Below are 14,454 nucleotides of genomic sequence, written 5' to 3'. Positions count from 1 at the left end.
ACCACCGGATCACTGCTTCTGCTTCGCCTTGAGCAGCGCGGCCCCCAGGGCTCCCATCTGCCCCTTGTCGTCGTCCCGGGGGTTCCCTCCCTTGCCGCGCCCGCCCTTGCGGGGCGGCTTGTGGCCACCGGGCCTGGCATCCTGCTGGGCCCGCTCACCGCCGCGGCGGCCAGCGCCCTGCTCATCCGGCTGATCATCGAGGCGCATGGAGAGGCCGATGCGTGCGCGCTCCAGGTCGACGCTCATCACCTTGACCTTGACGATATCGCCGGCCTTGACCACCGTGCGGGGGTCCTCGACAAACTTGTCGGAGAGCGCCGAGATATGCACCAGGCCATCCTGGTGGACACCGATATCCACGAAGGCACCGAAGTGGGTCACGTTGGTGACGCTGCCCTCGAGCACCATGCCTGGCTCCAGGTCCTTGAGGGTCTCGACCCCCTCGCGGAACTCGGCGGCCTTGAATTCGGGCCGCGGGTCACGACCCGGCTTGTCGAGCTCAACGAGAATATCGGTGACCGTGGGCACCCCGAAGCGCTCGTCGGCGAAGTCGGCGGGTTTTACGGCCTTGAGAGTAGCGCTATCACCGATCAGGCTGCCGAGCTCGCGGCCACTTCTTTCGGCGATGCGCTCGACCAGCGGGTAGGCCTCCGGGTGCACGGCGCTGGCATCCAGCGGATTGTCGCCGTTCATGATGCGCAGGAAGCCGGCGCACTGCTCGAAGGTCTTGGGGCCCAGGCGGCTGACATCGAGCAGCTGCTTGCGGCTGGCGAAGGGGCCCTCGGCATTACGCCGCGCGACAATGGCCTCGGCCAGTGCCGGCGAGAGGCCCGCCACTCGGGAGAGCAGCGCACTGGAGGCGGTGTTGAGATCGACCCCGATGGCGTTGACGCAGTCCTCGATCACCGCCTCCAGGCTACGCGACAGCTGCACCTGGGAGACATCATGCTGGTACTGGCCCACCCCGATGGACTTGGGCTCGATCTTGACCAGTTCGGCCAGGGGATCCTGCAGGCGCCGGGCGATGGAGACCGCACCGCGGATGGTGACATCCAGATCGGGCAGCTCCCGGGCAGCATACTCCGAGGCCGAATAGACCGAGGCACCGGCCTCACTGACCATCACCTTGGCGAGTGAGCGCCTGCCGGCCAGCTGCTTGACCAGGTCGCCCGCCAGACGGTCGGTCTCGCGGCTGGCGGTACCGTTACCCACGGCAATCAATGCGACATCGTGACGCTCCACCAGCTGGGCCAGCTCGGCCAGCGAGGCGTCCCAGGCATTACGGGGCGCATGGGGATAGATGGTGGTGTGAGCCAGGAACTGGCCGGTGGCATCCACCACCGCCACCTTGCAGCCGGTGCGCAGGCCGGGGTCGATGGCCAGGGTGGCCTTCTGGCCCGCCGGAGCCGCCAGCAACAGGTCCTTGAGGTTGGCCGCGAAGACCTCGATGGCCTCGAGCTCGGCACCCTCTCTCAACCGGCCCAGCAGCTCGGTCTCGAGATGGGTATAGAGCTTGACCCGCCAGGTCCAGCGCACCACGTCACGCAGCCACTTGTCGGCGGCACGACCCTCATCATGAATGGAAAAGTGTTTGGCAATGGCCACCTGGGCCGGATGGATCGGCGCCTCCTCCTCGCCCGGCAGACGAATCGCCAATGTCAGCACGCCCTCGTTGCGGCCGCGGAACATCGCCAGAGCCCGGTGCGACGGCACCTTGGCCAACCGCTCATCATGCTCGAAGTAGTCGGAAAACTTGGCGCCCTCACGCTCCTTGCCCGGGATCACTCGGGCACTGAGCTCACCTTCGCTCCACAGTCGCTCACGCAGTCGGCCAACCAGTTCGGCATCCTCGGCGAAGCGCTCCATCAGGATCTGGCGGGCGCCGTCCAGTGCTGCCTTGGTGTCCTCCACCGCGGGTATGTCACCCTCTGCGGGGCGCAGATAGCCAGCCGCCTCGGCCTCAGGGTCGAGGGTCGGGTCGCCCAGCAGCGCGTCGGCCAGTGGCTCCAGCCCCGCCTCCCGGGCGATCTGGGCCTTGGTACGGCGCTTCTTCTTGTAGGGCAGGTAAAGGTCTTCGAGGCGCTGCTTGGTATCGGCGGCCTCGATCAACCCGGCCAGCTCGTCGGTCAGCTTGCCCTGCTCGTCGATGGTTGCCAGCACCGTGGCTCGGCGCTCCTCCAGCTCGCGCAAATAGCCCAGGCGCTCATGGAGGTGACGCAGCTGGGTATCGTCGAGACCGCCGGTGACCTCCTTGCGATAGCGGGCAATGAAGGGCACGGTCGCCCCGCCATCGAGCAGCTCCAGCGTGGCGGAGACCTGCTGTGGACGAATGGATAACTCTTCGGCGAGGCGCGCGGTAATGCGTTTGGTGGCGTCCATGTAACCCCTTCACTGGTGCTCGATAATCGATCGCGACAAGGTATCACAAACGCCGAAGCGAGCCACGCACGGGCCGCCCAACGACTTTAGTCCAAGCGTTCGCTTGGTTCTTGGACAGTTGGCATCGAATCCGGCTAGATTCTTGAGAAGTCTGAGGTAAGCACCGATTCAAGGCACAAGCATAACCGTCCACAACCCCCAAACATTTCCAACACAACTGACTCCGACACAAGCGATTCCAGGGCCACAGCAAGCCCACTCCACACCACTACAAACTCCAAACCACCACAAACTCCAAACCACAACAAAGGAGCCGTGTCATGCCGACCGCCGACAGCGCGTCCAACCTTGCCAGCTTTCTTGCTGCTCGCGACTTCCTGATCGAGCACCGCGAGGACTACACCACCGCCTGCAGAGACTTCCGCTGGCCTCGCTTTACTGAATTCAACTGGGCGCTGGACTACTTCGATGTCATGGCCCGCGACAACGACAACCCGGCGCTGTGGATCGTCGAGGAGGATGGCCGCGAAGCACGCCTGAGCTTCGCCGAGCTGGCCAACCGCTCCAACCAGGTCGCCAACTGGCTGCGTTCGCTTGGCGTGAGACGCGGCGAGCGAGCGCTGCTGATGCTGGGCAACGAGGTACCGCTATGGGAGGTGATGCTGGCCGCCATCAAGCTGGGTGCCGTGATCATTCCTGCCACCCCCATGCTGACCGCCGAGGATCTCGACGATCGCATCGCCCGCGGAGAGGTCAAGCACCTGGTCATCGGCTCGGAGCACCTCGAGAAGTTCGAGGGTCAACATCCGGGCCTGACGCGTGTCGCGGTGGGAGGCGCCGCCTCGGGCTGGCATGATTTCGCCGATTCACACCAGAGCAGCGACGCCTTCACACCTGACGGTCCGACGCCGGCCGATGACCCCATGCTGCTCTACTTCACCTCCGGCACCACCTCGCAGCCCAAGCTGGTGACCCACACTCACCAGTCCTACCCGGTAGGTCACCTCTCGACCCTCTACTGGATCGGCCTGAAGCCGGGGGATCGCCATCTCAATATCAGCTCTCCCGGCTGGGCCAAGCACGCCTGGAGCTGCTTCTTCGCGCCCTGGAACGCCGGCGCCTGCGTCTTCCTGTACAACTACAGCCGCTTCGATGCCCCCGCCCTGCTCGATGTGCTGGTGCGCTACGAGATCACTACCCTGTGCGCCCCGCCCACCGTCTGGCGCCTGCTGATCCAGCAGGATCTGGCGGCCCATCGGGTCGCCCTGCGCGAGGCGGTCGCCGCCGGCGAGCCGCTCAACCCCGAGGTCATCGAGCAGGTGCGCCGGGCCTGGGGGCTGACCATCCGCGACGGCTTCGGACAGACCGAGACCACCGCCCAGATCGGCAACTCGCCCGGCCAGCCCCTCAAGTCGGGCTCCATGGGCCGCCCGCTGCCCGGTTACCGGGTGGCGATGCTCGACGCCGAGGGCAAGCCGGCCGGCGAAGGGGAGGTCGCCCTGGCGCTGGGCGAGGATCGCCCCGCCGGCCTGATGGTGGGCTATGCCAACGATCCGGAGCGCACCGCCGCCGCCATGCAGGGGGGCTACTATCGCACCGGCGATGTCGCCAGCATCGATGAGCAGGGCTATATCACCTACGTGGGCCGGGCCGACGATGTCTTCAAGGCCTCCGACTACCGTATCAGCCCCTTCGAACTGGAGAGCGTATTGATTGAGCATCCGGCGGTGGGCGAAGCGGCCATCGTGCCGAGCCCGGACCCGGTGCGCACCTCGGTACCCAAGGCCTATATCATTCCCGCCGCCGGCCATGAGCCCAATGCCGAACTGGCCCGAGATATCTTCGCCTTCACCCGCGAGCGCCTGGCGCCCTACAAGCGCATCCGGCGCCTGGAGTTCGCCGACCTGCCCAAGACGATCTCGGGCAAGATCCGTCGCGTGGAGCTGCGTCAGGCCGAAGCCGACAAGGCCAGCGATCAGCGCGGTGAAATGGAGTTTCTGGAGGGAGACTTCCCGGATTTGAAGGGCTAGCGGAAGGAGTGAGCCCGCCGTAGGAGCCGGATTTATCGGGCGATTCAAAAAACCCGGCACCGCCTTGGCGGTGCCGGGTTCCTATTGGCCATGACATCGGGCTGGATGCAGACCCAGTCAATCCGATCAGGTCAGGCTGGGACCGGCCTTGACGATCTCCTCGCTGACGCCCTCGAACTTCTTGAAGTTGTCGACGAACTTGGCGGCCAGTTCCTGGCGCTGACGGTCGTAGGCATCCTTGTCTTCCCAGGTGTCGCGCGGGTTGAGCAGGCTGGAGTCTACACCCGGCACCGCGGTGGGTACATCGAGGTTGAGGCCGTCGAGATGCTGGGTCTCGACCTCGCGCAGGATGCCGGACTGGATGGCGCTGATGATGGCGCGGGTCGTCGGGATCGAAAAGCGCGCACCGCCCTCGCCATAGGCGCCCCCGGTCCAGCCGGTGTTGACCAGATAGACCTGGGCATCCTTCTCGGCCACACGCTTGATCAGCAGATCGGCATATTCACGCGCCGGACGCGGGAAGAAGGGTGCGCCGAAGCAGGTGGAGAAGGTGGCGGACAGCCCCTCGGAGGAGCCCATCTCGGTGGAGCCTACCTTGGCGGTGTAGCCGGAGAGGAAGTGATAGGCCGCGGCCTCCTTGGAGAGCACCGAGACCGGGGGCAGCACGCCGGACATGTCGCAGGTCAGGAAGACGATGGCATTGGGCTCGCCAGCACGGTTCTCGGGCACCCGCTTCTCGACGTGCTCCAGCGGATAGGCGGCACGCGAGTTCTGGGTCAGGCTGTCGTCGGCGTAGTCGGGCTCGCGACGGTCGTTGAGGACCACATTCTCCAGCACGGTACCGAACTTGATGGCGTTCCAGATTACCGGCTCGTTCTTCTCGGAGAGGTCGATGCACTTGGCGTAGCAGCCACCCTCGATGTTGAAGACGGTGCCCGGCCCCCAGGCGTGCTCGTCATCACCGATCAGGTAGCGCGCCTGATCGGCGGAGAGCGTGGTCTTGCCGGTGCCGGAGAGGCCGAAGAACAGGCAGGTCTCGCCATCCTCGCCGACGTTGGCGGAGCAGTGCATCGGCAGCACGTCGAAGCCCGGCAGCAGGAAGTTCTGCACGGAGAACATCGCCTTCTTCATCTCGCCGGCATAACGCATGCCGGCGATCAGCACCTTCTTCTCGGCGAAATTGATGATCACGCAGCCATCGGAGTTGGTGCCGTCACGAGCCGGATCACACTCGAAGCCGGCGGCATTGAGAATGGTCCACTCCTCCTTGGCGGAGGGGTTATAGGCCTCGGGGCGAACGAACATGGTGCGGCCAAACAGGTTCTGCCAGGCGGTCTCGGTCTGCACTCGAGCCGGCAGATAGTAGTCCGGATCACTGCCTACATGCAGCTCGGAGACATAATGCTCCTTGCCGGTCAGGTACGCCTCGACGCGCTCCCAGAGCGCGGTAAACTTCTCGGCATCGAAGGGACGATTGACACTGCCCCAGTCGATCTTCGCGCTGGTGGTCGGCTCGTCAACGATATAACGATCCTTGGGCGAGCGACCTGTACGGACGCCGGTGCTCACCACCAGGGCACCATTGGCGGCCAGCCGGCCTTCGCCGCTGGACACCGACCGTTCAATCAGTTCGGCGCTGCTGAGGTTGACGTGAGCGTGAGAAGCTTGAGGTGTGGTCATGTCGTTTCCTGGGCCGTCGGCCGATTCTCTCGTGTGCCTGGCGTCGGCGGTGACGCGAAGAGCAAGGGGGCTGTGACGATCACGCCGTGCGGTTACCCGTCCACTGGTCTTGATCGCCTCTGAAAGGCGGCGCCATTATGGCAAAAAGCATCTCGGCGGGGAACGCCCTTTTTAGGCGAAATTCATGTAGTTTTTCTACAACATGAAGAAATTTCGCTACACACCGTCATTGCATCGCAACATCGGCGTGTCAGGGGCGGCTCGGAATCTTCCAGGTTCGAGCCGCTGCCGGCGCATCCTTGTCGCGAGCAGCGGCCTCATCAGGCGGCTAGTGCACCACCGAGGGCGGCTCGTCGCCCTCGGTCAGCAGCGCCTCAACCTCCTCAATGGAGAAGGCGTAACGGGTATGGCAGAAGTGACACTGGGTCTCGATGCCGCCCTGCTCCGCCAGTACCTCGCGCAGCTCCTGGGCGCCCAGGCCCACCAGGGCATCGGCAATACGCTCCCGGGAGCAGGTGCAGCCGAAGCGCAGCGCCTTGGGGTCGAATACCCGCACGGTTTCCTCGTGATAGAGACGCTGAAGAAGCTCCTGGGGGGCGAGGTGCAACAGCTCGTCGCTCTTAACGGTCGCGGCCAGGTGAACGGTGCGATCCCAGGCATCGACATCCTGGTTCTGCGACTCGTCTGGCATGCGCTGCAGCAGCAGGCCACCGGCACCCCGCCCATCGGCGGCCAACCACAGTCGGGTAGGCAGCTGCTCTGACTGGGCGAAGTAGTCGGCCAGGCAGTCGGCCAGGCTATCGCGATCCAGGGCGACGATGCCCTGATAACGGTGCCCTTCGCGGGGGTCCAGGGTGATCATGATCTGCCCTTCTCCCACCAGCTCACGGAACCCGGCCTGCTCGTCGACGGCCGCCGCGTCCTCGGCCATGCGGGCAATGGCGCGAAGCTCTCCACCCGGGTTGGACTCAGCCATCAGCAGCGCCAGGGCGCCGTTGCCGCGCACCTCGATGCTCAGGGTACCGTCGAGCTTGACGGTATCGGTCAGCAGGGCCACCGCGGCGAGCAGCTCGCCAAGCAGGCGGTTCACTGCAGCGGGGTAGTCGTGGCGTTCGAGCACCTCGGCGTAGGCCTGCTCGAGGGTCACGAGCTCGCCGCGCACATTGGTGTTGTCGAACAGGAATCGCTGGATCTGGTCGGTCATGGGTCTCGTATCGGGTCGGGAAATTGGGGGCATTCTAGCAGCCTCACCCCCTTCTCGCGGATACCCTGCCCCGGCAGGCGCTCACGGTCGTGAGGGCGCTCCAGGTCCAGAATGGGGCCATGGGGCACGATTCGGGTGGGGTTGATGGTGTCGTGGCTGTAGTAGTGACGCTTGATATGATCGAAGTCCACCGTCTCCTTCACCCCCGGCCACTGGTAGATCTCGCGCAGGTAGTTGGAGATATTGGGGTAGTCCTCGATGCGACGAAGGTTGCACTTGAAGTGTCCGTGATAGACGGCATCGAAGCGCACCAGGGTGGTGAAAAGGCGGATATCGGCCTCGGTCAGCCACTCACCGGCCAGATAGCGGTGCTCTGACAGGCGTGCCTCCATGCGATCCAGCGCTTCGAAGAGAGCCACCACGTGCTTCTCGTAGACCCGCTGGTCGGTGGCGAAGCCCGACTTGTAGACGCCGTTGTTGATATGGTCATAGACATCGGCATTGATCGCATCGATGGTCTCGCGCAGATCGGCCGGGTAGAAGTCCAGACGATTGCCGGTGATCTCATCGAAGGCCCCGTTGAGCATGCGCAGCAGTTCGGCCGATTCATTGTTGACGATTCGCCCTGCCTGCTTGTCCCACAGGGCCGGCACGGTGACCCGGCCGGTGTAATGGGGGTCGGTCAGCGTATAGAGCTCACGATGATAGGCCACGCCGTTGATCGGATCGCCACTAGAGCCCTCATCCTGATGATAGCTCCAGCCCTGATCGAGCATCAGCGGGCTGACGTGGGAGAGGCCGACAAGATCCTCGAGACCTTTCAGCTTGCGCATGATCATTACCCGATGTGCCCAGGGACAAGCCAGCGAGACATAGAGGTGGTAGCGCCCCGACTCGGCAGGCAGTCCCGGCTGCCCATCGGGGCCGTTCTCACCGTCACGGGTGACCCAGTCGCGAAGCTGCGCGGACTCTCGTACGAATTCGCCGCCATGCTTCTTGGTGTCGTACCACTGGTCGTGCCATTTGCCGTCGATCAACAGCCCCATGGAAGTCCTCCTCAATAAGACGGTAGATACCGCCGGTTGGTGATTTCACTCCCAGCATAGTATTAATCTGTCGATTATCCATCGCATATTGTGGGCATTTTTATTCGACAAAATCGAAAATTATTTCGGCTGCGTCACGCTGCACTCATGTCGCCTTGACCTCTGTCGCCTTGACCTCTGTCGCCTTGACCTCTGTCGCCTTGACCTCTGTCGCCAGTGCCTCAGCCAGCACACGGGTCGCCGGCCCGGCACGATCGCGGTCACGATGGATCAGCTGCACTGGAGTCTCGCGGATGCCGCCGGCGGTAAGCGGAAGCGGGACAAGACGCCCGGCCTCGAGTGCCTGACGGATCCGTGTCTCGGGCAGCCAGGCGAAGCCGAGACCGCGCTTCACCATGTCGATGGAGGTCTCCAGATGGCTCAGAGTCCAGCGCTGCTCAGCCTTGAGCCACCCCTCGTCCATGGCCTGGTGTAGTGCCGAGTCACGCACCACCAGTTGGCGGTGCTGCACCAGGTCACGCAGATCCAGCGGTCGCTCCAGCCGATGCAGCGGGTGGTCTGGATGGGCAACTGCCACGAAGCGTACGCTGGCCAGTGGCTCGCCTAGGAACCCCTGAGCGGCGACCCCCGAGATCACCAGGTCGGCACTGCCGTCGTAAAGCATCTCGATGCCGCCGTTGAGCACCGTCTCATGAAGCTGCACGCGCACATGGGGGTAGGTCTCGGAGAAGGTTGCCAGGGCGCTGGCCAGGGCGTCGGGGGGAAACACCTGGTCTACCGCCAGCACCACCTCGGCCTCGAGCCCTTCGGCAAGGCTGCCCGCCACCTCCTCCAGGGCTTCGGCACTCTCGATCAGCTGTCGCGCTCGCCGCAACAGCATCGCGCCGGCCTCGGTCAAGCGCACCCGGCGTCCGGCCGGCTCAAGAACCTGGACCCCCAGCTGTTCCTCAAGCTTGTGGACCGCATGATTAAGGGTAGAGGGACTCTTGTGAATGGCGTCAGCGGCACGCGCGAAACCGCCATGATCGACGACTGCCGCCAACATTTGCCACTGGGTCAGGGTGACACGAGACATTTCGATCTCCTCGAACTAATAAGGCGAAACTATGCACTTAATTTTCGATAAAAACGACCTAGAATGCCAGCCATGACACTCACTGCCACGAGGGCATGACATGAATTCTCCGGTAGTTCGCCAGGTTCAACAGCTGCAATCGAGCCAACCCAGCCAGGACGGCAATGCCGTCAAGATTCGTCGCATCCACGACTTCGGTGGCGGCCTGGACCCGTTCCTGATGCTTGACGAGCTGGGCTCCGAGCGAGCCGACGACTATATCGGCGGCTTTCCACCTCACCCCCACCGCGGCATGCAGACACTGACCTATGTGATCCACGGTGGCCTGACTCACGAAGACCACCTGGGCCACACCAGCACCATCCACGCCGGCGATGCCCAGTGGATGCATACCGGTCGCGGTATTATCCACTCCGAGATGCCTCTCACCGACCAGCAGGGGCTGCACGCTTTCCAGCTGTGGATCAACCTGGCCGCCAGCGAGAAGATGAGCGCGCCGACCTACCGCGATGTGCGCAGCCACGAGATGCCACGCCTGAGCAATCCGGGTGACGTCCAGGGCGGCAGCGAGCTGGTGGCCATAGGGGGGCACTGGCAGCGCAGCGACGGTGAATCCATCACGGGGCCTCTGGACGCTCTGGCCGGGAAATCCAACCTGGCGCATGCCCGCCTGGATGCGAACAGCGAACTGATACTCGACATCGAGACGCCAACCTTGCTGGTTTATGTATTCGCAGGCGAGCTTGACGTCGGTGAGACCCGGGTACCGGCGGGCCAGCTAGCGCAACTGGGGGACGGCAACCGTCTCGCGCTTTCCAGTGTAGAGGGCGCCGAGGCACTGCTGCTGGCGGGTACCCCCCACAACGAACCCATCGCTCACTATGGCCCTTTCGTGATGAATCATCAGCACGAACTTGACCAGGCGGTGCAGGATTATCGCGATGGTACCTTTGTCGACGGTACGACCTGAGCGACTCCCGAAAACGGCCGGCCGGGGTTGCAATCCCCCGCCGGCTTGGTTCCAATAGACACACTGTTACCAAACAGCGTTCACGTACTTCTCAGCCTACCTCTCATCACCCTGCGATACTGGTAAAAGGTCGCCTGGGGTGCTGTTGCTGTGCATGCATACAGCCTAGGCAACACCCCAGTCATGCGCTATTGTTCGTGTGACTTTTCTCGCCTTACCTTTTTTTCACCGGCCTTTTACCCATGCTGCGAGTCCTACATTCGCTGCCCCGCGCGCACAAGCTATTGCTGTTACCGGTCGCCACCATGGTCACCGTGCTGGGCACACAGAAGATCGTCACCACCTACCAGGATCTCCAGCGCGACTCTCGGTCGCTGGAGACCGTCGTCATTCCCCTCGACGCCGATGCCAACTCCGGACTGCCCTCGCTGAATCTTCAGCGTGGACCCGTCGGAGACGCCATCGAGATGGCCAACCAGGCGCTGGATGCCACACGACAGCGTGTGCCCATCACCCAGCTGAGGGTCAGCGAAGTGGTTGACCTGGAACTGATCGACAAGGCCAATGCCGGCAGCGTCGATACGGCACCGCCCCTGTTGGCTCGTCTCAGCGACGGCACCACACCGCCAAGCGAGCGGCCACCGCTGATGGCCAAGAACCCGGTCAGCAGCTCCTTGAACGAACAGGCAATAACCGTGGCTACGGAGATCACGACTCCTGACGCCAAAACGCTGGACCGCGGCGCCGTACATATCGCTACGCTTGTCGGCACCATCGGCAGCGGCATGCTCGATCACGACGGGAGCCTGGTGGCGAATGCCACCTCCTACGAGGATATTCCCGAAAGTGAGCTGACTCTGCTCGACGATGGGCCGGTGCTGCTCGAGCGTGAAATCGCCGCTCGCGAACCCTATGTCCCGGAGTGGGAAACCTACACCGTGGAACCCGGCGATGCCTTTACACGCATGGCCCAGCAACATCTTGGATTGGGCTACAGCGAGGCCCTGACACTGCTCGAGCAGCTACCCGACCGCAACATGCTCGAGCGCTGGCAGGTCGGCAGCCGGCTCGACTACAAGCTGGACGAGGATGGCAAGCTGATCTCGCTGCGCATGATGCGCGATGCCCGCAGCGGCTTCGTGGCAGAGCGCGATGAGGGAGCCTTCGAGGTCGCCAGCATCGAGCACACTGGTGAAGCCGCCCAGCGGCTGTTTGCCGGTACCGTCAGCGGCAGTTTCACCCGTTCGGCTCAGGCCACCGGCCTCTCCAGCGCCGAGGTCTCACGACTGGTCCATGTCCTCGGCAAGAAACTTGACTTCCGCCGCGACACCCGTCGCGGCGACCGCTTTCAGGTGCTGGTCGAATCCGACGTGATCAATGGGGAGAGCTTCGACCCGCGCGTCCTGGCGGTTCAGTATGAGGGGGAGCGCACCAACCTGACGCTGGTCCGCAATAGCGCAGACAACAACTTCTACACCCCGGAAGGGGAAAGCCTCGACCCCGCCTTCAACCGTTACCCCTTCGAGGGGCGTTACCGGCTGAGCTCCAACTTCAATCCGCGTCGCAAGCATCCGGTGACCGGGCGAATCAGCCCACACAAGGGCACCGACTTCGCCATGCCTATCGGCACGCCGGTCACCGCCCCCTCCGACGGCGTGGTCGAGTCGGTGCGTAGCCACTACGCGGCCGGCCGCTACATCGTGATCCGACACGACAACGGCTATCGCACTCGCTACCTGCACCTCTCCAAGCCGCTGGTCCGTAGCGGCGAACGCGTGACCATGGGGCAACGTATCGCCCTCTCCGGCAACACCGGCCGCAGCACCGGGCCTCACCTGCATTACGAGGTGCTGGTCAACGACAACCAGGTCGATGCCATGCAGGTCAAGTTGCCAGAGAACCGAAGCCTCTCGGGCGACCGCCTGGTAGCCTTCCAGCGCGAAGCCGAACCGCTGCTTGCCGCCCTGCAGTCCGGGGAGGTCGGTCCGGTCGTCGCCAGCACCGGCGAGCGTGATGCCAAGAAGGAGTCCAACGAGGGCTGACCGCGCACGCTCTGTCCCCGCTGCTCCACTGCGCCCCGCCCTCGTGCGGGGCGCCTTACTTTTTAGCCTTACGGAGAGCCCCGTGTCATCCCGCTCACCCCGCCCCGCCCCTCCTCCTGAAAACCGCCTGGCGGCCTTTCTGGGCGTATTTCGCTATAGCCGTCGAGCACTCGCCCTGGTGTGGCAGACCTCCCGGGGGCTCACCGTGGGCCTGGCGATTGCCACCCTGGTGGCCGGCGTACTGCCGGCGGTGGCGGCCTGGCTCGGTCAGCTGATCGTCGATGCCGTCGTGGCCGCCATGGAGCAGCATGCCGAGACGGGCAGCGTGGCATGGTGGCCGGTGCTGCGCTACGTGCTCGCCGAAGGCGGGGTGATCGCCGCCATCGCCCTGGCGCAACGAGCGCTCTCCGCGCAGCAGTCACTGCTACGGGCCCTGCTCGGTCAGAAGGTCAACGTGATGATCCTCGAGAAGGCCGGCACCCTCAGCCTGGCCCAGTTCGAGGACTCGGAGTTCTACGACAAGCTCACCCGAGCCCGTCGCGAGGCGTCGACCCGCCCCCTGGGGCTGGTCAACAAGACCTTCGCCCTGGCCCAGAACGGCATTTCGCTGGTCAGCTTCGGCGTCCTGCTGGTGCAGTTTTCTCCCTGGGCATTGCTGGTGCTGGTGATCGGGGCACTGCCGGTGTTTATCTCCGAGGCCAAGTTCTCCGGCGATGCCTTCCGGCTGTTCCGCTGGCGCTCGCCCCAGACCCGCATGCAGATGTACCTGGAAACCGTGCTGGCCCGCGAGGACAGCATCAAGGAGGTGAAGCTGTTCGGCCTGGAGCCGCTGCTGCTGGAGCGCTACCGGAAGATCTTCGACACTCTCTACGCCGAAGACCGTCGCCTCACCCAGCGCCGAGAGAGCTGGGGTTTCGTGCTCGGACTGCTTGGTACCCTGGCTTTCTACGGCGCCTACGCCTGGGTCGTGGTGGAGACCATCACCGGCACCCTTAGCCTGGGCCAGATGACCATGTACCTAATGGTCTTCAAGCAGGGACAGGCGGCGCTATCGGCAAGCCTGACCTCGATCAGTGGCATGTACGAGGACAACCTCTACCTCTCCAACCTCTACGAGTACCTGGAACAGCCGGTGGCCTCGGAGGCGGGCAGCCTGACCACGGGCTCCCGCCCTGGCGACGGCATTCGCTTCGAGAGCGTGAGCTTCGCCTACCCTGGTGCCGAAAGGCCCGCTCTTTCGAACATCTCGCTGCATCTTCGCCCCAACCAGAGCCTGGCGCTGGTGGGCGCGAACGGCTCAGGCAAGACCACCCTGATCAAGCTGCTGACCCGCCTCTATGAGCCGAGTGCGGGGCGAATCCTGCTCGATGGCAACGACCTGCGCGAATGGGACATCCAGACGCTTCGCCGACGCATCGGGGTCATCTTCCAGGACTTCGTGCGCTACCAGATGAAGGTCGGCGAGAACCTCGGAGCCGGTGATGTAGCCGCCTTCGAGGACGAGACGCGCTGGCAGGAAGCCGCTCGTCGCGGGCTGGCCGACGATTTCATCACTACCATGCCAGAGGGTTACCACACCCAGCTGGGACGCTGGTTCAAGGGGGGGCAGGAGCTCTCCGGCGGCCAATGGCAGAAGATCGCCCTGGCGCGGGCCTATATGCGCCAGAGTGCCGACATCCTGGTACTCGACGAGCCCACCGCGGCCATGGACGCCGCCGCCGAAGCGGCCGTGTACGCCGACTTTCGCGATCATAGCCAGGGCAAGATGACCATCCTCATCTCACATCGTTTCTCCACGGTGCGCGCCGCCGATCAGATTCTGGTCATCGACGGCGGCGAGATCCTCGAACAGGGCGACCACGCCAGTCTGATGGCCGCCAACGGCCGCTATGCCAGACTGTTCAGACTCCAGGCCAAGGGTTATGAATAGGCCCCTGGCGCTTATCTCCTATCGCGCGATAAATCGCGCTCCTACCAGGAAGATCGCTGCCATTGCCCACCGTAGGAGCCCGATTTATCGGGCGATCC

9 protein-coding genes are annotated in these 14,454 nt (G+C 64.0%); 4 read left to right on the top strand and 5 right to left on the bottom strand.

The features are described 5' to 3' along the window. Positions 1 to 9 precede the first annotated feature (9 nt). On the bottom strand, positions 10 to 2,379 hold the full coding sequence (locus Q0894_RS10380; RefSeq protein WP_299234811.1) for a Tex family protein: 2,370 nt from the start codon (positions 2,377 to 2,379) through the stop codon (positions 10 to 12). Between the two features lie 320 nt (positions 2,380 to 2,699). On the opposite strand from Q0894_RS10380, the gene Q0894_RS10375 reads away from it, so the two are divergent. After that, complete coding sequence (locus Q0894_RS10375) at positions 2,700 to 4,409, top strand: AMP-binding protein (RefSeq protein ID WP_299234809.1); 1,710 nt, start codon at positions 2,700 to 2,702, stop codon at positions 4,407 to 4,409. A gap of 126 nt (positions 4,410 to 4,535) precedes the next feature. Here Q0894_RS10375 and Q0894_RS10370 read toward each other — a convergent pair whose 3' ends face one another. The 4 genes from Q0894_RS10370 to Q0894_RS10355 all read right to left on the bottom strand — a co-directional run bounded on the left by Q0894_RS10370 (position 4,536) and on the right by Q0894_RS10355 (position 9,414). Beyond that, positions 4,536 to 6,089: a phosphoenolpyruvate carboxykinase gene (locus Q0894_RS10370; RefSeq protein ID WP_299234807.1), complete on the bottom strand. Its 1,554-nt coding sequence runs from the start codon at positions 6,087 to 6,089 to the stop codon at positions 4,536 to 4,538. A 328-nt stretch (positions 6,090 to 6,417) separates the two neighbouring features. Further along, positions 6,418 to 7,293, bottom strand: coding sequence for an Hsp33 family molecular chaperone HslO (gene hslO / locus Q0894_RS10365; protein WP_299234804.1), 876 nt, complete (start codon positions 7,291 to 7,293; stop codon positions 6,418 to 6,420). After that, complete coding sequence (locus Q0894_RS10360; RefSeq protein WP_299234803.1) at positions 7,290 to 8,339, bottom strand: glutathione S-transferase family protein; 1,050 nt, start codon at positions 8,337 to 8,339, stop codon at positions 7,290 to 7,292. The genes hslO and Q0894_RS10360 overlap by 4 nt, the downstream gene beginning before the upstream one ends. 145 nt (positions 8,340 to 8,484) lie before the next feature. Next, positions 8,485 to 9,414 (bottom strand): LysR family transcriptional regulator, encoded by a 930-nt coding sequence (locus Q0894_RS10355; RefSeq protein ID WP_299234801.1) that lies wholly within the window; start codon positions 9,412 to 9,414, stop codon positions 8,485 to 8,487. 100 nt (positions 9,415 to 9,514) lie between these two features. Here Q0894_RS10355 and Q0894_RS10350 point away from each other — a divergent pair, with 100 nt between their 5' ends. From Q0894_RS10350 to Q0894_RS10340, 3 genes are all read left to right on the top strand, one after another. Beyond that, positions 9,515 to 10,384 carry a pirin family protein gene (locus Q0894_RS10350; protein WP_299234799.1) on the top strand — a complete coding sequence of 290 codons (870 nt, stop codon included), beginning with the start codon at positions 9,515 to 9,517 and terminating at the stop codon, positions 10,382 to 10,384. A 242-nt stretch (positions 10,385 to 10,626) separates the two neighbouring features. Beyond that, on the top strand, positions 10,627 to 12,426 hold the full coding sequence (locus Q0894_RS10345; RefSeq protein ID WP_299234797.1) for a peptidoglycan DD-metalloendopeptidase family protein: 1,800 nt from the start codon (positions 10,627 to 10,629) through the stop codon (positions 12,424 to 12,426). An 82-nt stretch (positions 12,427 to 12,508) separates the two neighbouring features. Next, complete coding sequence (locus Q0894_RS10340; protein WP_299234795.1) at positions 12,509 to 14,356, top strand: ABC transporter ATP-binding protein; 1,848 nt, start codon at positions 12,509 to 12,511, stop codon at positions 14,354 to 14,356. The last annotated feature ends 98 nt before the right edge of the window (positions 14,357 to 14,454 follow it).

Origin of the sequence: uncultured Halomonas sp. (genome assembly GCF_947501415.1) — a bacterium.
In the GTDB taxonomy this organism is placed as follows: domain Bacteria; phylum Pseudomonadota; class Gammaproteobacteria; order Pseudomonadales; family Halomonadaceae; genus Halomonas.
Note: the sequence above shows the minus strand (reverse complement) of the source record. Positions and strands in the feature narration are given on the sequence as shown.

Coding starts and splice junctions, on each gene's coding strand:
- Q0894_RS10380 (WP_299234811.1), bottom strand. CDS start 2,379: ATGGACGCCACCAAACGCATTACCGCGCGCCTCGCCGAAGAGTTATCC.
- Q0894_RS10375 (WP_299234809.1), top strand. CDS start 2,700: ATGCCGACCGCCGACAGCGCGTCCAACCTTGCCAGCTTTCTTGCTGCT.
- Q0894_RS10370 (WP_299234807.1), bottom strand. CDS start 6,089: ATGACCACACCTCAAGCTTCTCACGCTCACGTCAACCTCAGCAGCGCC.
- hslO (WP_299234804.1), bottom strand. CDS start 7,293: ATGACCGACCAGATCCAGCGATTCCTGTTCGACAACACCAATGTGCGC.
- Q0894_RS10360 (WP_299234803.1), bottom strand. CDS start 8,339: ATGGGGCTGTTGATCGACGGCAAATGGCACGACCAGTGGTACGACACC.
- Q0894_RS10355 (WP_299234801.1), bottom strand. CDS start 9,414: ATGTCTCGTGTCACCCTGACCCAGTGGCAAATGTTGGCGGCAGTCGTC.
- Q0894_RS10350 (WP_299234799.1), top strand. CDS start 9,515: ATGAATTCTCCGGTAGTTCGCCAGGTTCAACAGCTGCAATCGAGCCAA.
- Q0894_RS10345 (WP_299234797.1), top strand. CDS start 10,627: ATGCTGCGAGTCCTACATTCGCTGCCCCGCGCGCACAAGCTATTGCTG.